Below are 18,404 nucleotides of genomic sequence, written 5' to 3' on the forward strand. Positions count from 1 at the left end.
TGATCAGCTGACCTTCATGTTGGCGAACTGATCACCGAAGTTCGAATAGGGCCTCTGCGAAAAGCCTTCGACACCCTTGCGCATCAGATTCTGGATGTTCGAGCAGAAGCACGGGATGACGGGAACATCCTCCATGATCATGGCCTCGACATCCTTGTAGATCTTCACGCGGGCGGCCGGATCGAGAGCCGCACGACCGGCTTCGAGTTTGGCATCGACATCCGGGTTGGAATATTTGCCGAAGTTGCGCCAGCCGGTGGAATGGAACATGTCGCCGACATATTCGTCCGGGTCGACCATGCCGAGCCAGCCCCAGACACCAGCCTGGAAATCACCCGACTTCTGGCGTGCATAGGCCGCGTTGGCATCGGTGACCTCGACCGTGAATTTGGTGCCGAGTACCTGGTTCACCTGGGCGACGAAGATTTCGGCGAAACGCTTCCACCAGCTGCCGCCCCAGGTGACGACCGCAACCGCGTGTTCATCGGCCTTGTATTTCGACTTGGCGAGCTCCGCCTTGGCTCCGGCGGCGTCGAATTTGGTGAAGTCGCGCGGGCCGGGGGTGAAGTAGTCACCAAGCAGCGGCGGGAAGGCACCGTTCAAGGGTACGCCCTCGCCGAAGATAACGGCGGCAACCATGGCCTCGCGCTGGAACGCCATCGAGACGGCGCGACGGAAATGCACGTCGTCGAACGGCGGCTTCGCGAGGTTGACGGAGATGAAGCGGGTATTGAGGCCCGGCTGGCGCAGAACCGTGATGGCCGGGTTCTTCATCAGCTGCGGAACATCGGCGGCTGGGGCCGTCGAGGTCAGGTCGATCTGGTTGCCGAGCAGGGCGGTGACGCCGGAGGCTTCTTCGGTGATCAGCGGGATATCGACGGTCTTGATCGCCGGCGCGCCGCCGAAATAATCTTCATGCGCTGCGAGCTTCAGGCCGGAGCCGGCATTCCATTCCGCAAGCTTGTAGGGCCCGGTGCCGACCGGCGCCTTGCCGAACCCGTCTGCGCCAGCCTTTTCAACGGCCTTGCGCGAGACGATCTGCGTTCCCGTGCGCGCATTGGTGAGGAAGGTCAAAAGCGGTGCGAAGGGCTTGCTTGTGTGGATGCGAACAGTCAGGTCGTCGACGACCTCCACCTTTTCGACGGCCGCCACCTTGCCCTGGTTGGGGGAAGCGAAGGACTTGTCGAGAACGCGTTCGATCGAGAACTTCACGTCATCGGCCGTCATCGGCGATCCGTCATGGAACTTGACGCCCGAGCGCAACTTGAATTCGAGTGCGCCGTCCGGCAGCGTCGTATAGGATTCTGCGAGGTCCGGGACGATCTTCATGTTCTCGTCGAACTTCAGAAGACCGTTGTAAAGCGACCAAATCACATAGAATTCCGGAATGAGCGTCGCCTTTCCGGGATCAAGTGTGTTGATCGTATTGTAGCCGGTGATGGCGGCGCGCAAATTTGTGGCCGCGGCAAAGGCGGGCGTCATCGGGATGCCGAACCCGGTAACCGTTGCCATGGCTGTAGCGCCCTTCAACAGGGTGCGTCGACCGATCTTCATATCCGAAATCATTCCTTCACTCCTGCCTTGTGCGGCTTTTTCCGCAACGTTTGTTGGTCTTGTCCCTCTGGATCAGTCGAGGCCGAGATTCTCGCGCAGTGTTCGGCCTGAATATTCGGTGCGGAAAAGGCCGCGATGGCGCATTTCCGGCAGAATGAAGCGCGAGAGGTCTTCCATGCCCTGCGGCAGCATCGGTGGGCAGATGTTGAAGCCATCGGCGGCCCCAGCCTCGACCCAATGCTGCATGTCATCGACGATTTCCTTGGCGGTGCCGACCATGTAACGGCCGGTAAAGCCGGCTGCCGCATTCTCGTACATCTGCCGGATCGTCAGGTTTTCCCGCCTTGCTTTCTGGATCATCGACGCGGAAATGCTGATCCTGTCGCTGGTGAAATCCTCCGGGATCGGCTTATCGAGATCGTAGGCGGACAGATCGCCGCAGTAATTATACAGCATGGCGAGCCCGGCCGTGGGGTCGATCAACGACTGCATCTCATGGAACTTGGCCTCCGCCTCGGCCTTCGTTTCTCCGACATAGAGCGTGAGGCCCGGCATGATGAGCGGTGCGTTGGCGGTGCGGCCATATTCGGCAGCGCGGCGTTTCAGATCGGCATAGAAGGTGCGGGCTTCCTCGATATCGAGGGCCACGGTGTAGACCACATCCGCATGCTGAGCTGCAATATCGCGTCCCTTGTCGGACGCGCCGGCCTGAACGATCAACGGACGCCCCTGCGGAGTGCGCGCGGCTGTCAGCGGCCCGCGAACCTGAAAGAAGCGTCCGGAGTGATTGAGAACATGGAGCTTTTCAGGATCGTAGAACTGGCCGCTCGCCTTGTCGTGCGTGAAGGCATCGCCCTCGAAGCTGTTCCATAGACCCTTGACGACTTCGACGAATTCGGCGGCGCGATCGTAGCGCTCGTCCTTCGGCAGCGGCGCGACGCGGTTGAAGTTCAGCGCTTCCTGGTCAGACCAGGAGGTGACGACGTTCCAGCCTGCGCGTCCGCCGCTGATATGATCGAGCGAGGCGTATTTACGGGCGACGTGATAGGGCTCGTTGTAGGTCGTCGATGCGGTGGCGACGAGGCCGATGTTCTTTGTCACTGCGGCAATTGCGGAAAGCAGTGTCAGCGGCTCCAGTTCCGCGTTGCGCACGTCGTGAGACAGGGCGCCTGCAGGTTTGTCTTCGCCGCGCACGGCCAAGCCATCTGCGAAGAAGATCATGTCAAGCTTCTCGGCCTCCGCCTGCAACGCGACATCGCGATAAGCGGCAAACGACGTCAGCCAGGATGGATCGAAATCCGGATGCCGCCACGCAGCTATGTGGTAGCCCAGGTAACGCATGGACAGTCCAAGCTTGATGTCGGTCATTCTCGTCGTTCCCTTGTGGCAGATGTTGGCGAACGTGCATCGGCCGCTTCTTATTTCGGTATACCCAATCAATGCATGAGTTGAGTTTTTGCGCAACTGGATTTTGTCATTGACTTCGATCAATTTTTGATCTGGCCTGAAAAATGTGCATATTAGCATAAAAAACGTAATATAAACAATGATTATGAAGGATTGAATCGTCAGGAAAGTTGAATATTGCGTTGTCGGGGATTTCGTCGATTGAAACGGATCTGCGTTTGGGTATACTGAAATGGAAAATTGCGGGGAACGTGTCTCCCGAAATTCCCGGAGCGGTCAAATGGAAGCACCCTCTACGCCGGATGGCGGTGCTGTATATGTCGGACTGAAGGAGCGTATTCTCAGTCATGAGTTCCTGATGGGGGCGCCGCTGCGTGAGGAGGATGTTGCCGGCTGGTTCGGCACGAGCCGGGTTCCTGCCCGCGATGCGTTGCGCAGGCTGGCGCAGGAAGGTCTGGTGGAGCGGGTAGGACGCCGCTACACCATTCGCAGCTACAGCTACGATGAAATCGTCATCGTCTACCGGCTTCGCGCCGCGCTGGAGCATCTGGCGGTGGAGCAAGCCGTTGCCAACCGTGCTCGCGGTTTCGACAAGATCGCCTCCGTGCTCGATCGTCAGAGAGAGGCGGTGCAACGCGCCAGCCGCGGCGAATTCAGTGCGCTCGATACCGAGTTTCATCTTGCCATCGCGGAAGTCAGCGGCCTGCCCATGCTGTCGCAGGAGCTGGAACTTGTTCTCAATCGGGCGCGTCTGATCCGCAGCAACGAGATCGGCCGCGATTCCGGCCCTCGTGCCGCCTATGACGATCACTGCCGCATCTTCGCAGCGATGGAGCGCAACGACGCGCGAACCGCCAAGGCGGAGCTCGAATACCACTATTCCACGACGCTACGCTGGCATACCGGCGCGGCTATCGCATCAGCGCAGCAGGACAGTCCTTGATATGACTTACGCCACCGATTGCCTCAATCAGTTTCCGACATTGTGGATGGATACCGCGCAGGAGGCCGACCTTTCGACGCCTCTGGATGGGGACGCACGATGCGACGTCGCCATCATCGGCGGCGGATATACCGGCCTTGCCGCGGCTATCACCTTGGCACGCCGCGGCGTGAGTGTTCGCCTTCTCGAAGGCAGCTTTCCCGGTTGGGGTGGCTCGGGCCGCAATAGCGGTTCGGTCATCCGTGGCTTCAAGAACAGCCGCAGCGATCTCATCCGTACCTATGGCGAGGACCGTGGCCGGGCGATGGCCGATTTCGGCGCCCGTACGACAGATGTGGTGATGGACTTCATTTCTGAATACGGGATCGAATGCGATCTAAAGCGTACCGGATGGCTGCTTCCGGCTCACAATGCGGCAGGCATTCGCCGTGTCGAGGAGCGCGTTCGCACATGGACCGCGGACGGATTTGACGGCCTCGATGTCGTCGGGCGCGATGAACTGGCCGCCATGCTCGGCTCGCAGGCCTATATCGGCGGGATGATCGATCGCGAAGGCGCCTCCATCAATCCACTCAGCTATGCGCGCGGTCTGGCCCGTGCTGCAATCGGTCTGGGCGCACATATCCATTGCCAGACGCCGGCAACGGCCATCAAGGAGACGGCCGGGGGCTGGTCGGTATCCACGCCGCGCGGCACCGTCACAGCCAAGGCCGTCATTCTGGCGACCGACGCCTATTCGCGTGGCCTGAGTGCGGCAGTGGATGACAGTTACGTTTCCATTCACACCTTCATCGTTGCGACCGCGCAATTGCCCGATGCTGTCGCCGATACGGTCCTGCCCGGTGAACATGCAGCCTCGGATAGCCGCCGTATTCTCAACTATTGGCATAAGACGCCCGATCGCAGGGTTCTCTTCGGCACCAGGGGGACATTGAATGGCCCGCGCCGGGCGCAGGATTTTTCCCATGTCGAGAAGGCCATGCTGAACGTTTACCCACAGCTCGCCGGCCAGCCGATCGAGTATCGTTGGGCGGGCAAGGTCGGGCTGACGCGTGATTTCATGCCCCATATCGACCAACCCCAGCCGGGCCTGTGGACCGCTCATGGCTATTGCGGGCGTGGCGTCGCTATGGCGAGCGCCTATGGAACGCTGCTTGGCCAGACGGTGCTGGGCAATGGGTCGTTAGGTGAATTGCCCATTCCGAACACGCCCGCGCCTCGCATGCCGCCGCTTTTGATGCGCAATGTCAGTGTGGTTGCAGCAACGCAGCTCTATCGCGCATTGGACGTCCGTTTCTGACATTTCCGATATTCGCTGCGCTGGCCATTGCGCAGGATCTGCCAAGGGATATGATATGACCAAGAATGCTCCGACTTTGGTGCCGAACGAGCCGGTCTCCCTATCTGCCTATCGGGCCGCCATGGCCCAGGTGGCGGCGCCCGTCCACATCATCACCACGCGATGCGGTGAGCAGAATTATGGGATGACGGCCACGGCGGTCTGCAGTGTCACCGACACGCCGCCGCGTCTGCTGGTCTGCATCAACCGTACCGCGCAGTCCTACGAGCATTTCCTCACCTCAAAAGTTCTGGCTGTCAACACAGTCCACGCCGTCGACCAGGAGGTTGCCGCGGTCTTTGCCGGGGCGGGGGGTATAAAGGACATGGACGTACGTTTCAGCCATGGCCGCTGGGATGTGCTCGAGACCGGCGCGCCGGTCTTGGCCAGTGCCATCTCAGTCTTCGATTGCAGGATCACCGAAGTGTCGCGGCAGGAGACGCACGATATCCTGCTCTGCGATGTCGTGGGCCTGCGCGTCGCGGAGCAGCCGGAGCCACTCCTGTATTTCGACCGGCGGTTTACGACGCTTGCGAGCCAAGCCTGACCACTTGCCTTGAGTTGCGGGTCCACATTATTGCCGGAAGTAGTTTGAGAGCTGCCTATCAAGGCGAAGCCCGCACAACGGTCAAGCTGTCGTGCGGGCCTCTAACCGCCATCATGGCGGCTGGGAACAATCGGTGTAGCGTTGGCCGCCTAGCGTCAAATGAATATTTTGTAATTCACCCTCATGTTCGATTGAAGGCGTGAAAGGCCTCATCCACAGGAATAGTTAGAAATATCTAATGTTCATTATTCCTGCGATTTGAGCCGCCAAATGCTATTGATCACTTTGCTTCATTCTGCGCTTCGTCTGCGATCAAGCTGTTATTGTCCGGCTCGTGCCGGCGAGAAGCGGCGGTATCGACACCCACTCGATTACGCCAATGTTTCGGTTGTGCCGAAAGTGGATTGACAGGCGCATGGCCTGCGGCAATCATTTGTGTACGAACAATGGGCGCCAAGACCCGGGGAACGACATGATGATTGCAGCTGGTCGTGGCCGGCTACCGGCCCGGCGGCCGGCGCCTGGTCGTATTTTTCTTCATCGAAAATGCTGTCGTCGGAGGGCGGACGGCAGGCGCAGTCAGCTCCGCTGCCTTGGCGGGAATTGCTGCCGATGAAGACCGGGCGCATTCATCTCAAGGTCAATGGCCGGGACCATGAATTCGATCTCTCTCCCGACACGCCTTTGCTCTACGTGCTTCGCAACGATCTCTGTCTGAACGGCCCGAAATTCGGCTGCGGGCTGGGCGAATGCGGCGCCTGTTCCGTGCTTGTGAATGGCAGGACGGTGCGCTCGTGCTCGATCTCGGTGGCTGCTGCGGAGGGCAGGGAGATCGTCACACTGGAGGGACTTGGCACCGTCGATGCGCCGCATCCCGTGCAACGGGCCTTTGTCGAGCAACAGGCCGCCCAATGCGGTTACTGCCTCAATGGCATGATCATGGCGGTTGCCGGCCTCCTCAACCGCAATCCGGACCCGGCAGAAGACGATATCCGCGCGGCCCTCAAGGGGCATCTCTGTCGCTGCGGCACCCATATGGAAATCCTCGCGGCAGCAAGGCGGGCCAGCCAGTTGATGCGGGAGGCGCAGTTGGTGGAGATACGGTCATGACCCAACAGCGCGAAACGATTGTCTCCGCCTATTTCGATGCTGCCGGGGCTCTTCTTGTCGTGCGGCAGAATGCGACCGGTGAGCCGGAACTGTTTCTTGCCATCGAGCCGGGCTGTCGGGTTACCGCATTCAATGGGCATGTCGACCTTGGTACCGGTATTCGTACCGCCCTCGCGCAGATCGTCGCCGAGGAACTGGATATAGGCTTCGACCGCGTGACCATGGTGCTCGGCACCACCACCGCCGTTCCGAACCAGGGGCCGACGATCGCCAGCGAAACGATCCAGTTTGCCGCAAAGCCGCTGCGCCAGGCCGCAGCAACGGCGCGCAGGCACCTGCTGGAGCGCGCCGCGGCATTGCACGCACTGGCGCCCGCCGCCCTGATGATCGAGAATGGCGTGATCCGGCCAAGGGCGGAATCCAACTGGGAGCTGAGTTTCGACGATCTCATTTCGGATCGCAACGAGCAGATCGAAATCGACCCTATGGCGCCCGTCAAGGCCGCAGGAGATTATCGGCTTGTCGGCCGAGGACAGCCGCGCAGCGACATCGCCGCGAAGGCCGCGGGAACCTGGTCCTATGTTCATGACGTTCGCGTACCCGGCATGCTGCATGGGCGCGTCGTGCGCCCGCCCTATACCGGCTTCGACAGCGGCGATTTCGTTGGCCGCAGTCTGCTTGCGGTCGACGAAGCCTCGATTGCGCATCTCCCGGGTATCGTCTCCATCGTCGTGGACGGCGATTTCATCGGTATCGTTGCGACACGTGAGGAATTCGCCGCCCAGGCCGCCCGTGAACTCAAGGTGACATGGAGGGAATTGCCGGAGTTCCAGGACCTTAACGATCCGGAAGAGCCGATCCGAAGGAACAGCGGCAAGCCACGCCTGTTGCGCGACCAGGGCGACGTCGAGCGGGCGCTGGCGGGAGCGGCGCCGCTGATGGAGCGCACCTATGTGTGGCCTTACCAGATGCATGCCTCGATCGGCCCATCCTGTGCCGTGGCGGACTGGAGGCCCGGCAGCCTGGTGGTCTGGTCGGGCACGCAGAACCCCTTTCCGATGCGGCGTGACCTGGCACTTCTGCTTGGTATGCCGGAGGGCGAGATTGTTGTCGAACGGCTGGAGGCGGCAGGCTGTTATGGCCGCAATTGCGCAGACGACGTGACGGCGGATGCCGCACTCCTTTCGCGGGCGGTGGGCAAGCCGGTCCGCGTACAGCTGACGAGGGAACAGGAACATGCCTGGGAGCCGAAAGGGGCAGCGCAGGTGATCGATGTTCGCGGCGGTCTCGACCTCGAAGGTGGGCCGGCCGGCTATGAATTCGATACCCGCTATCCGTCCAATCTATCGCCAACGCTTGCGCTGGTCCTGACCGGGCGTGTGTCGAACATCGCGGATGTCTCCGATATGGGCGACCGTACGGCGATCCCGCCTTATGCCTTCGGCAATATGCGGGTCACCGTCCACGACATGCCGCCGATCGCCCGTGCCTCTTGGTTTCGCGGCGTCTCAGCCATGCCGAATTCGTTTGCGCATGAAAGCTTTATCGACGAATTGGCAGCTGCTGCGGGCGTCGATCCCGTCGAATACCGGCTTCGATATCTGACCGAGCCACGCTCCATCGATCTCGTGCGTGCCGTGACCGAGAGAGCCGGCTGGAAACCACGCACGCGGCCGGGAACCGAGGGCGGCGAGGGTGATCTGCTCTATGGCCGCGGTTTCGCCTATGCCGTTTATGTCCATGGCAAATTTCCGGGCATCGCCGCAGCCTGGTCGGCCTGGGTCGCAGATGTTGCGGTCAACAGGAAGACCGGCGAGATCGCGGTCACCAAGATTACCGTCGGCCAGGATTCCGGGATGATGATCAACCCAGACGGGGTGAAGCATCAGATCCATGGTAATGTCATCCAGTCGCTGAGCCGGGTGTTGAAGGAAAAGGTCAGTTTCGACGGTGCCAGGGTCGAAAGCCTCGAATGGGGCGGTTATCCGATCATGACTTTCCCGGAAGTGCCGGATATCGATGTGCTGATGGTGCGGCGCCCGGATGACGAGCCGCTTGGCGTCGGCGAGTCCGCCTCGGTTCCGAGTGCTGCGGCGATCGTCAACGCGGTCTATGATGCGACCGGTCTGAGGTTCCGCGAACTGCCTTTGACGCCTGACCGAGTTCTGGCCGCGTTGCGCGAACAGCGTGGCGAGCACCTTCCTGCACCGGCAGTCGCGCAGGCGAAGAGGCGCGGCTGGTGGACACTGCCACTGGCGCTGGCCGGCATTGCCGGTGCAATTGCCGGAGGCATTACGCTCGCATCTCCTATTCGGGGGAGTTTTGCGCCCATTCCGCGACCGGATCCCGGCGTCTTCAGTTCGGCGACAATCGAAAAAGGCAGGCTGGTCGCCGCGGCTGCGGGCTGCAACGTCTGTCACGAGGGTACGGACGGCACGCCCTTCGCCGGTGGCCACGCATTCGAAACGCCCTTCGGAACGGTCTACTCCACCAATATCTCGCCCGATCCTGTTCATGGGATCGGAAACTGGTCTTACCCCGCTTTCGCACGGGCTATGCGTGAAGGGGTGGCCCGTGATGGCCGGCATCTCTACCCCGTTCATCCCTACACGTCTTTTGCCGGTGTGGATGAGGCCGATCTGCAGGCGCTCTACGCTTACCTGATGACGGCGGCACCGTCGGACGCCAAGTCGCCGACGAACGAGCTGAAGCCGCCTTTCAATATCCGCGGTCTGCTGGCGGGCTGGAATGCGCTTTATCTCGACCCTCAGCCCTTCAAGCCCGATCAGACCCGAAGCGCGAGCTGGAACCGTGGCGCCTATCTGGTGGAGACGCTTGGCCATTGTTCCGCCTGTCATACAGAACGCAATATGCTTGGTGCCGAAAGGCAGGGCGAGGCGCATCTTGCCGGTGGTTATGCCGATGGCTGGTCGGCACCCTCCATCAATGGAGCAGGGGGTGGTCCCATCGGTTGGACCCGCGCAGCACTCTACGATTATCTTCGTACCGGCCATTCCGCCGAGCACGGCAGTGCAGGCGGTCCGATGGCCGAGGTGGTCGGTTCGCTTGCAGCCCTCCCGGATGAGGATATCGCCGCAATATCCGAATACCTTGCCGGCCGCGGCGAGGCCGTTTCGAGTGATGAGGCCAGTCGCCAGAAGGGCTTGAGACTGGCGGCCTCCGAGGCGGCAAAGCCCTCTGCGCTGGAGATCGCACCTGCCGGCGCGCGCATATTCGAAGGTGCCTGCGCTTCCTGCCACGAAAATGGCACGCCACTGGCCAGCCTTGCACTGCGTTCCGGGCTTTCGGCTTCGAGGCCGGATAATGTCGTCAATGCCATTCTAAAGGGGATGCATGCGCCGGCCGTGCTGACCGAAAAGGCGAGTGCCGAAGATCTGGAGATCATGCAGATGCCCGGCTTCTCCCAGAGCCTCAGTGATCGCCAGATCAGCGATCTTGCAGCCTATCTGAGGGCACGGTTTGCACCCGGCAAGCCTGCGTGGGAGGGCGTGAAAGAGGCGGTGGCGAGGGCGAGGGGGCGTGCCGGAGGGTGATTTGACGCAAACCTAACAGGTCGAAACACACGGGTCTGCCCGGCCGAAGGCCGTCGCCTCTCACCCCACAAACGCCCGTTCGACGACGAAGGTGGCAGGCTTGTTGTTGGCGCCTTCGACAAGCCCGAAACCTTCCAGCATGGCGGACGTATCCTTGATCATCGCCATCGAGCCGCAGATCATCCCCCGGTCGATCTCCGGATCAATTCGCGGCAGGCCGGTCATCTCGAAAAATCGGCCGTCGGTCATCAGGTCCGTAATCCTGCCCATGCGCGGAAACGTCTGGCGTGTCGTGCTGGTGAACAATTTGAGGCGACCCTCCACCAGATCGCCAACCAGAGGGTCGTCCCGCAGGTCTTCGACAAGGCGGGTGATATAGGTCAGCTCATCCACCTGGCGGCAGGTCTGGACCAGCACGACTTCCTCGAATTTCTCATAGGTCTCGGGATCACGCACGAGGCTGGCAAAGGGGGCAACGCCAGTGCCGGTCGAAAGCAGATAGAGCCGCTTGCCCGGCAGAAGCGCATCAAGCACCAATGTACCGGTCGGCTTCTTGCGCATCAGCACCGTATCGCCCGGCTTTATCTTCTGCAGATGTTCCGTCAGCGGCCCATTGGCAACCTTGATCGAGAAGAATTCGATCTCGTCGTCCCAGGAGGGGCTGGCGATCGAATAGGCACGGAAAACCGGCTTCTGGGCGTTTGGCAGCCCGATCATCACGAATTCACCGGAGCGGAAGCGAAAGCTCGCCGGACGCGTGATGCGAAAGCGGAACAGACGATCGGTGAAATGTTCGACAGCCACGACCTTTTCCGCGAACACATTGTCCGGAACGGCAAAGGTGGCTGCAACTTCCGCGACCGCGTGCATATTCGTGGCCAAGCCGCCTTCCGTCATGATGACCTCGTCAAAATCGTTTGCATGCAAATGATATTGCCGTCAAAAGGCCATTCAGTCAAGAATTGTTCAGCCAACCGTGGGCGTCGAGAGAAGCCAAAGGCCGAACACCGTATATCCGACCATGACCAGCGCCAGAGAAATCTGGCTGACGGTCGCGCGTGCAGGGCTTTTCAGGCGTTGCAACGCAATCATGTGGGCAAGCAGGATGCCGATGCAATGACCGATGGCGATGACTGCCGTCTGGGTGGTCCAGACCGTCTGAACATTATGGATATCGGTCAGCACCGATCCTGTGACATGCCAATGCGCCGTACCGAACAGATCCCATCCCCGGTGGAATGGGTCGGATATGACCGCATAGAGATACTGACCGTTCATCAAAAGTAGGCCGAGATAGTGCGCTGCGTGAAAGGCGACCGAGATCGGCACGATCGAATAGACCAGATGTGTTGCAAGTTGCACCATAACCCGCCAGCCGCGCTCGCCGACGAGCCATGCGCCGATCAGGACTGCGAAGAAATAGATCGAGGCGAGGATGATGGGTGCCGCGATGAGGCCAAGCGTATTCGGCAGCATCACGCCGCTGCGACCGAGAAACTCGAGCGGATTGACCTCAATGGTCGCGAGCCATGTGAAAGTTTCTGCGAAGCCATCAAAAGAGGCCGTCCCGAGCGTCAGTAGCAGGAATATGGCGGCACTCGGGGAGGGCGGTTCTTCCGTCACGCATCTCTGGCCCGGCCAGGCGAAGTGGACGGTCGCCCATATACCTCCCGATCTGGGCGGTTCGATCTGAATTGGAGCGATCATGCCGATCATGCGGAAATAGACGGAGAAGGGCTCGCCGCGCCGTGTCCATTCTTCTTCGCCGAAGATCACCACCGCCGCGAGATTGCCGAGCCAGTAGAGCGTAACGACCATGGCCAGACCGGGCGGGTCTTCCGGGGCAAGCGAGATCAATTCGAACCATGCAAAGCCAAAGAAAAGCAGGATGGCCGGCAGATAGCCCAGAGCCGCGGGAAGCTGCGCCATCGGCTCCCGTCCCAGCGGTCGCCCCGTCACCTTTCGCAGCATGGCGAGCGGTCCGGTCCAGGGATTGAACCACGGCCAGAGGTTTCCGAAAATGGCCTGCACCAGCGTGAACCCTACCCAGAACAGGGTCCAGACGACCAGCGGCAGAGGGTTTTCCAGTGGATCGGCCGTGGAATACAAGCCCGTTGCCACCAAAGCGGCAAGCACCAGGAAGCTGGCGCTGCTGACGATAACGGTTGGCACAACCGGCCTGTTGGTCAAGATGAAAACCGCTTTGCTGGCTCGGGAGAACCATGCGGCGGGAACAAGAAGAAGGGCGACGAAAGTAACCGCGACGACGATTGCCCCGCCGGTCATGTAATAGTCGGTCGGCAGCAGCATCACCATGCCGCGCTCGGTGCCGTGTGCATACGCACAATCAGGCGCAAAAAGGCCGGCTGTGGCTGCGACGAAAAATGTTAAAAAAATACCGGGATTTAGGCCGTTGACCTGAAGTTTCATGCGACCCTCGAATTCAGCGGCCAAGCCGGATTTCTACATCACGTTCATCTGAAAATTAAGGCCTTCCATGGCCTTTGAACTTCCGCCAGACTGCGGCGAATCCTGCCGTCCGTGGTGCTCGGGAGCATGAAGAAATTATTCGTTGGCATACAAACAGGAGGTGGCCCCGTTGTCCATGGTCGATCACCTAATTTTCAACGCTCCCGATGCGGCGCTTGTCAATCATCAAACATCGTGATTTGTTGGTAGGCGAATGATCTATCGCACAAGAATGACGGACGTTCTTTCCACTAAGAGGGGAAATCTAAAATGACCGACAAGACCGCAGACCCGAAATCCTCATTGACGCGCCGCTCGACGCTTCTGGGAATGGGAGCCGCCGCCGGCGCCGGCGTTATCTCTTCCGTGTCGCCCGGCTTCGTTCGCTATGCTCAGGCACAATCGTCCGAACCGATCAAGCTCGGTTTCGAATGTCACCGCACCGGCATCGGTGCCTCCTATGGACGCTGGTACGAGCGCGTCGCCAATGCCGCAGTGAAGATCATCAACGACGAAGGCGGCATCAATGGGCGACCGATCCAGCTGATCGTCGAGGATGACGGCACCGATCCCAAGCGCGGTGCCGAAGTCGTCGAGAAATTCGCCACCCAGCACAAGGTCGATGCCGTTTTCGGCACGCTTTTCTCGAATGTCGTCGTGGGCGCTGCGCCGCGCGCCGGCGAACTCAAGATGCCGTATCTCGTCGTGTCCGAAGGCACCCATGTGTCGTCGGGGAGCCTTAATCGCTATTGCTTCCAGCCCGGCATTACCGACGTCCGCAGCCAGGTCATTTCAATGGCGCCGTGGATCACCAAGAATCTCGGCAAGAAGGTCACGATGATCTATCCGGACTATGCTTTCGGCTACGATCACCGCGACAACCTTCCGCCGGCGATCAAGGCGCAGGGCGGCGAAGTGCTGGAACTGATTGCCGTTCCGCCGACGGAAACGTCCTTTACCCGTTATCTGCCGCGTATTCCGAGCGACACGGATGTGCTTTACCACATCATGGTAGGCCCCTCGGTGCTGACATTCGTCACCGAACTCGGGCAGTTCTACGGCTCGCAGCGACCGGCGATCTTCGGTTTCATGGACAGTATCGAAGCCGTCGACCTTGCCACACCGCAGCTCGGCTTTCTCGATGGCACCTATTTCTGGGAAGGCATGCCGCGTTACGCCCAGAAGGACCAGAGCCAGTGGGACAAGCTTTATCGCGCGGCCGTTGGCGTCAATGAGAACGGTGCCAGCGTCAAGGATCCGAAGGACATCTCCACCTATTCCCATATGTTCGGTGTCTGGGAGACGCTTTTCGTCATCAAACAGGCCATGCAGGCCGCCGGTTATTCCGGTCCGCAGGACAAGGCGAAGTTCATAGAAGCGCTTGAGGCGATACAAAAGTTCGATGAAGGTCGCGATCACCCGCAGGGCGACAAGATCTTCAACGGCAAGAACCACCAGGCCTATGGCCACCAGAACATCTCAAAGGTCAATGGTACGCGCCTGGACGTCGTCCATCGCACCTCGATCGAGGACGGGATGTACGAGTCAAAGACCGACTATACGAAAATGTCTCTCTGACAGAGCCTTGAGCCGAGGGGGCCTCGTGCGGCGCCCTCGGTGTCTTCCGTGATCCTTTGCCGTCCGAATTATCCGGCAGGGGACGCGTGTGCCCTTGAACCAAGGAGAGAGTCTTGGCTTTCGGCCCGTTCCTGCTGCTTGCGACATTCGAAGGACTGCTCCAGGCCGCCGTTCTCACGCTGACCGCTCTGGGATTGTCGCTCGTCTTCGGCGTCATGCGCGTCGTCAACGTCGCGCATGGCGAATTCTACATGCTCGGTGCCGTCATCGCTTGGTGGGTGGCGTCGATGTTCGGCATGCATCCGGCGATCGGCTTTTTCGTCGCGCTGTTTGTCAGTCCGCTCATCGTCGGCGTCATCGCCTTCGCCAGCGAGAGGTTGATCCTCAAGCGGCTGAACTATGATCCGGAATCGACCATTGTTGCGACGATCGGCATGCTCTACATCATCCAGCAGACGGTGCTCCTGACCTACGGGCCGGATGCAAGACCGGTGCCGGCGCCCTTCTATTATCGCATCCAGCTGCCCTGGTTCGGCTATTCTGGTTACAATCTCTTTGTCGTTGCCGCGGCGATCGTGCTGCTTGTTGCCGTCTGGTTCGTGCTGGCCCGTACCCGGCTTGGCCTGATCATGCGGGCTACCCAGTTCGATCGGGAGACGGCGCAGGCCTTCGGCATACCGATCGAGCGCGTTTATGCCTTCGTCTTTGCAGCGGGCGCGATGCTTGCCGCTATTGCCGCCGTGCTGATCGTGCCGATCCGCCAGGCCTATTACCTGATGGGGCTCGATCCGCTGCTCCTGTCCTTTATCGTCGTCATCCTCGGCGGGCTCGGGAGCCTGAGGGGCACGGTCGTCGCAGCTCTGCTCATCGGCCTCAGCGACGGCATCATCTCTGTCTTCTTTTCGCCGACGCTGGCGAAGATGATTTCGACCCTGCTTGTCGCGCTTGTGCTCGTCTTCAAGCCGGAAGGCCTGTTCGGAGCCAAGGCACGATGACCGCAGCCAATACGATACGCGTCATCGCGCTGCATGCTGCGGTGCTGGCGGCACTGTTTTTCGTCCAGTTCATCCTGCCGGATTATCATTATCTGGCGATGACCCGGGTCATGGTTCTGGCTGTCTATGCCATGGGCTATAACATGCTGTTCGGCTATACCGGGTTGCTCAGCCTCGGCCACGCCATGTTCTTCGCCGCCGGTCTCTATGGCGCGGGCATGATAGCCTATTATACGGATCTCGGCGTACCGCTCGCCTTCCTGATCGGTATCGGCTGCGGTGCGCTCCTGTCGCTGGTGATCGGGCTCATCGCACTGCGCACTACCGGCGTGGCCTTCATGATCGTCACCATGATGTTTGCTCAGGTGGCTTTCCTGACGACGACCTATTTTACCGATTACACCCGCGGTGAAGAGGGGCTGACGATGCCGACGACAGCCCGCAGTTTCGATCTTCTGGGGCTGCATGCCGATCTTACCAATGCCACGCTGCGCTATAATCTCGCGCTCGGAATGCTTGCCATCGCGCTCGTGGTGATCCTTTTCATCGCAAGAGGTCCGATGGGCCGAGTGCTGATCGCCATCCGTGAAAACGAACCGCGTACTCTGATGCTGGGCTTCGATACGTTCCGCGCCAAGCTCGGTGCACTCGTCGTCTCCGGCACAATCTCGGCGATGGCAGGGGCCGCCTATGGCCTGCTGTTTGCCTATATCGGCGCGGGCTTTGCCTCCATTCAATATTCGATCGAAGCGCTGCTTTTCACCCTTCTCGGCGGTGCGGGGACAGTGCTCGGCCCGCTTCTCGGCACGATCGTGATGTTCTACATGATCGATATCGCCAGCGAGTATACGGAAGCCTATCTGCTCGTCACCGGGGTGGCGCTGGTGCTGCTCGTCCTCTTCTTCCCGAAGGGCATTCTCGGAACGATCCGCGAAAGGTGGTTGCCATGGCTCCCGTGACGCTGCTTTCGACCAAGGGGCTCAGCCGTCGGTTCGGTGGATTGAAGGCGGTCAACGACGTCGATTTTTCCATCCGCGAGGGAGAGATCCGCGCGTTGATCGGCCCGAACGGCGCGGGCAAGACCACTTTCGTCTCGCTGCTTTCCGGCCGCATATCGCCGAGTGGCGGCTCGATCGAATTCCTCGGAAAGGACATTACCGGCAGGCCCGCCCACAAGCGCGTGCGCGATGGCATCGCCTATACGTTCCAGATCACCAGCATCTATCCGATGCTCAGCGTGTTCGACAACGTTGCCCTGTCTGCCCAGAGCACGTTGCAACGCAAATCCGGTTCCAGCAGTGCGGCCATCGCCAAAAAGGCAATCGCGGCACTCGACCGCGTGGGTTTGACGGACCGTTTGGGGGACAAGGCTGGCACCATGTCCTACGGCCATCAGCGATTGCTCGAAGTGGCCATGGGGCTGGCGCTGGAACCGAAACTCCTGATCCTCGATGAACCGACGCAGGGGCTTTCAGATGGCGAGATCGACAATTTCTGCCGGTTGGTGAAGGGTATAGCTCGATCGGCAACCGTACTCCTGATCGAGCATAACATGCCGGTCGTGATGCAGCTTGCCGATACGATCACGGTGCTCAATTACGGCGAAATTCTCGCGGAGGGACCGCCCGCCGATATTCGTGCCAATTCGGCCGTCCAGGCCGCCTATCTGGGGACTGGCTGACATGTTGGAGATCGACAATCTCGACGTCTATCATGGCAATAGCCAGACCCTCAAAGGCATGTCGCTGAGCTTGAACAAGGGGGAGGTGCTCTGCCTTCTGGGGCGCAATGGCGCGGGCAAGACGACGACGCTGCGCGCCATCATGGGGCTGGCGCGTGCAAAGGGCGGCAGCATCCGTTTCGATGGCAAGGAGATATCGGGACTGCCTGCTCACGAAGTTCCCCGTCGCGGCATCGGTTATGTGCCGCAAGGACGACGTCTGTTTTCCGAGTTGACGGTGCGCGAAAACCTGGAAATCGGCCTGATGACGCGCAACAGCCCCCGTCACGTACTGGACGAAGCACTGGCTCTTTTTCCGCGGCTTCAGGAGCGGCTTTCTCAGGTGTCGGGCACGCTGTCCGGCGGTGAGCAGCAGATGCTCGCAACCGCGCGCGCCATGTGCGTCGATCCGTCGGTCATCCTGCTGGATGAGCCGACGGAAGGGCTGATGCCGTCGATGATCGCCACCATCCGCGATGTGGTGGTGACGCTGCGCGACCGCGGCAAGGCCATATTGCTCGTCGAGCAGCGCGTCGAGGCGGTTCTATCCGTCGCCGATCGTGTTTGCTTCGTCGAAAACGGCAAGGCGCAGGCGATCCTGCCGGTTCAGGCGCTGAAGGACGACCCTTCACTGCTGTCCCGCTATGTCGGTGTCGGATAATGTCAGGTGATCTTGCGCAGCAGTTCGATGAACATCATGCGCTCAGCCGATGTCAGAGGGTTGAGCGTGTTCTCGGTTGCCGTGACGGCAGCGGAAAGGTTTGCCGCGATGATGGCGTGGCCGGGCTCGGTGAGCTTCAGCACAAGTCGGCGGCCGTCATTCGGGTCAGGGGCGGTGCGGATGAAGCCGCGTTTGACCATACGGTCGACGACGCCCTTGATGGTCGCGACATCCATGGCCGTTTCCCGGCCAAGCTGGTTCTGGGAACACGGTTCGATCTGGCGGAGTTTGGTCAAGGCCGCCCATTGTGTCGTGGTCAGCTTGTCGCCGATCAGCGAGTTGAAAATGGCAACGTGCCGCTGGTTCGCCTGGCGCAGGAAAAAGCCGATCTGCTGGTCGACCTCATAGTCGGTCGTATCGGATCGTTTGTCATCCATCGTTTCGAATTCCTGACGTATCGCGCTGCGGCCGTGCCTGATCTGCGGCTTCGTTCATCGAAAGGGGTTTAGCCCGCCACCTGGAATTGT

At 60.3% G+C, this 18,404-nt stretch carries 15 protein-coding genes; 10 read left to right on the plus strand and 5 right to left on the minus strand.

All coding sequences use genetic code 11. From position 1 onward, the window contains the following. Positions 1-3 precede the first annotated feature (3 nt). A complete protein-coding gene (locus NCHU2750_RS23400) occupies positions 4-1,566 on the minus strand; it encodes an ABC transporter substrate-binding protein (protein ID WP_119944149.1) in 1,563 nt (520 codons plus the stop codon). 60 nt (positions 1,567-1,626) lie between these two features. Next, a complete protein-coding gene (locus NCHU2750_RS23405) occupies positions 1,627-2,922 on the minus strand; it encodes an LLM class flavin-dependent oxidoreductase (RefSeq protein ID WP_119944150.1) in 1,296 nt (431 codons plus the stop codon). A 319-nt stretch (positions 2,923-3,241) separates the two neighbouring features. Here NCHU2750_RS23405 and NCHU2750_RS23410 point away from each other — a divergent pair, with 319 nt between their 5' ends. The 5 genes from NCHU2750_RS23410 (at position 3,242) to NCHU2750_RS23430 (ending at position 10,454) form a co-directional block, all read left to right on the plus strand. Then, positions 3,242-3,904 carry a GntR family transcriptional regulator gene (locus NCHU2750_RS23410; protein WP_162939760.1) on the plus strand — a complete coding sequence of 221 codons (663 nt, stop codon included), beginning with the start codon at positions 3,242-3,244 and terminating at the stop codon, positions 3,902-3,904. A gap of 1 nt (position 3,905) precedes the next feature. After that, positions 3,906-5,204 carry an NAD(P)/FAD-dependent oxidoreductase gene (locus NCHU2750_RS23415; RefSeq protein WP_162939761.1) on the plus strand — a complete coding sequence of 433 codons (1,299 nt, stop codon included), beginning with the start codon at positions 3,906-3,908 and terminating at the stop codon, positions 5,202-5,204. Positions 5,205-5,259: 55 nt separating this feature from the next. Further along, the gene (locus NCHU2750_RS23420) at positions 5,260-5,790 is read left to right on the plus strand and encodes a flavin reductase (RefSeq protein ID WP_162939762.1); all 531 of its coding nucleotides are present in this window, start codon (positions 5,260-5,262) and stop codon (positions 5,788-5,790) included. A gap of 612 nt (positions 5,791-6,402) precedes the next feature. Continuing rightward, positions 6,403-6,900 carry a (2Fe-2S)-binding protein gene (locus NCHU2750_RS23425; RefSeq protein ID WP_119944154.1) on the plus strand — a complete coding sequence of 166 codons (498 nt, stop codon included), beginning with the start codon at positions 6,403-6,405 and terminating at the stop codon, positions 6,898-6,900. Next, on the plus strand, positions 6,897-10,454 hold the full coding sequence (locus tag NCHU2750_RS23430) for a molybdopterin cofactor-binding domain-containing protein (RefSeq protein ID WP_119944155.1): 3,558 nt from the start codon (positions 6,897-6,899) through the stop codon (positions 10,452-10,454). The genes NCHU2750_RS23425 and NCHU2750_RS23430 overlap by 4 nt, the downstream gene beginning before the upstream one ends. 60 nt (positions 10,455-10,514) lie before the next feature. Here the strand turns inward: NCHU2750_RS23430 and NCHU2750_RS23435 are convergent, their stop codons facing one another. Both NCHU2750_RS23435 and NCHU2750_RS23440 read right to left on the minus strand, forming a co-directional pair. Next, entirely contained in the window at positions 10,515-11,351 is an 837-nt protein-coding gene (locus NCHU2750_RS23435; RefSeq protein WP_119944353.1) for a ferredoxin--NADP reductase, read from the minus strand. Positions 11,352-11,420: 69 nt separating this feature from the next. Further along, the gene (locus tag NCHU2750_RS23440) at positions 11,421-12,770 is read right to left on the minus strand and encodes a hypothetical protein (RefSeq protein ID WP_162939763.1); all 1,350 of its coding nucleotides are present in this window, start codon (positions 12,768-12,770) and stop codon (positions 11,421-11,423) included. Between the two features lie 423 nt (positions 12,771-13,193). Here NCHU2750_RS23440 and NCHU2750_RS23445 point away from each other — a divergent pair, with 423 nt between their 5' ends. From NCHU2750_RS23445 to NCHU2750_RS23465, 5 genes are all read left to right on the plus strand, one after another. Beyond that, entirely contained in the window at positions 13,194-14,501 is a 1,308-nt protein-coding gene (locus tag NCHU2750_RS23445; protein ID WP_119944157.1) for an ABC transporter substrate-binding protein, read from the plus strand. Positions 14,502-14,614: 113 nt separating this feature from the next. Beyond that, complete coding sequence (locus tag NCHU2750_RS23450) at positions 14,615-15,496, plus strand: branched-chain amino acid ABC transporter permease (protein ID WP_119944158.1); 882 nt, start codon at positions 14,615-14,617, stop codon at positions 15,494-15,496. Next, positions 15,493-16,455: a branched-chain amino acid ABC transporter permease gene (locus NCHU2750_RS23455; RefSeq protein ID WP_119944159.1), complete on the plus strand. Its 963-nt coding sequence runs from the start codon at positions 15,493-15,495 to the stop codon at positions 16,453-16,455. The genes NCHU2750_RS23450 and NCHU2750_RS23455 overlap by 4 nt, the downstream gene beginning before the upstream one ends. Beyond that, positions 16,443-17,177 (plus strand): ABC transporter ATP-binding protein, encoded by a 735-nt coding sequence (locus tag NCHU2750_RS23460; RefSeq protein WP_119944160.1) that lies wholly within the window; start codon positions 16,443-16,445, stop codon positions 17,175-17,177. The genes NCHU2750_RS23455 and NCHU2750_RS23460 overlap by 13 nt, the downstream gene beginning before the upstream one ends. Before the next feature lies 1 nt (position 17,178). Then, positions 17,179-17,877 carry an ABC transporter ATP-binding protein gene (locus NCHU2750_RS23465; RefSeq protein ID WP_119944161.1) on the plus strand — a complete coding sequence of 233 codons (699 nt, stop codon included), beginning with the start codon at positions 17,179-17,181 and terminating at the stop codon, positions 17,875-17,877. 2 nt (positions 17,878-17,879) lie between these two features. Here NCHU2750_RS23465 and NCHU2750_RS23470 read toward each other — a convergent pair whose 3' ends face one another. Beyond that, positions 17,880-18,314: a MarR family winged helix-turn-helix transcriptional regulator gene (locus tag NCHU2750_RS23470; protein ID WP_119944162.1), complete on the minus strand. Its 435-nt coding sequence runs from the start codon at positions 18,312-18,314 to the stop codon at positions 17,880-17,882. Between the last annotated feature and the right edge of the window lie 90 nt (positions 18,315-18,404).

The sequence above is a fragment of the Neorhizobium sp. NCHU2750 genome (assembly GCF_003597675.1).
In the GTDB taxonomy this organism is placed as follows: Bacteria; Pseudomonadota; Alphaproteobacteria; order Rhizobiales; family Rhizobiaceae; genus Neorhizobium.

Bases quoted from the DNA above. Each gene is read 5' to 3' on its own strand.
- NCHU2750_RS23400 (WP_119944149.1), bottom strand. From the start codon at position 1,566: ATGATTTCGGATATGAAGATCGGTCGACGCACCCTGTTGAAGGGCGCT.
- NCHU2750_RS23405 (WP_119944150.1), bottom strand. From the start codon at position 2,922: ATGACCGACATCAAGCTTGGACTGTCCATGCGTTACCTGGGCTACCAC.
- NCHU2750_RS23410 (WP_162939760.1), top strand. From the start codon at position 3,242: ATGGAAGCACCCTCTACGCCGGATGGCGGTGCTGTATATGTCGGACTG.
- NCHU2750_RS23415 (WP_162939761.1), top strand. From the start codon at position 3,906: ATGACTTACGCCACCGATTGCCTCAATCAGTTTCCGACATTGTGGATG.
- NCHU2750_RS23420 (WP_162939762.1), top strand. From the start codon at position 5,260: ATGACCAAGAATGCTCCGACTTTGGTGCCGAACGAGCCGGTCTCCCTA.
- NCHU2750_RS23425 (WP_119944154.1), top strand. From the start codon at position 6,403: ATGAAGACCGGGCGCATTCATCTCAAGGTCAATGGCCGGGACCATGAA.
- NCHU2750_RS23430 (WP_119944155.1), top strand. From the start codon at position 6,897: ATGACCCAACAGCGCGAAACGATTGTCTCCGCCTATTTCGATGCTGCC.
- NCHU2750_RS23435 (WP_119944353.1), bottom strand. From the start codon at position 11,351: ATGACGGAAGGCGGCTTGGCCACGAATATGCACGCGGTCGCGGAAGTT.
- NCHU2750_RS23440 (WP_162939763.1), bottom strand. From the start codon at position 12,770: ATGGTGATGCTGCTGCCGACCGACTATTACATGACCGGCGGGGCAATC.
- NCHU2750_RS23445 (WP_119944157.1), top strand. From the start codon at position 13,194: ATGACCGACAAGACCGCAGACCCGAAATCCTCATTGACGCGCCGCTCG.
- NCHU2750_RS23455 (WP_119944159.1), top strand. From the start codon at position 15,493: ATGACCGCAGCCAATACGATACGCGTCATCGCGCTGCATGCTGCGGTG.
- NCHU2750_RS23460 (WP_119944160.1), top strand. From the start codon at position 16,443: ATGGCTCCCGTGACGCTGCTTTCGACCAAGGGGCTCAGCCGTCGGTTC.
- NCHU2750_RS23465 (WP_119944161.1), top strand. From the start codon at position 17,179: ATGTTGGAGATCGACAATCTCGACGTCTATCATGGCAATAGCCAGACC.
- NCHU2750_RS23470 (WP_119944162.1), bottom strand. From the start codon at position 18,314: ATGGATGACAAACGATCCGATACGACCGACTATGAGGTCGACCAGCAG.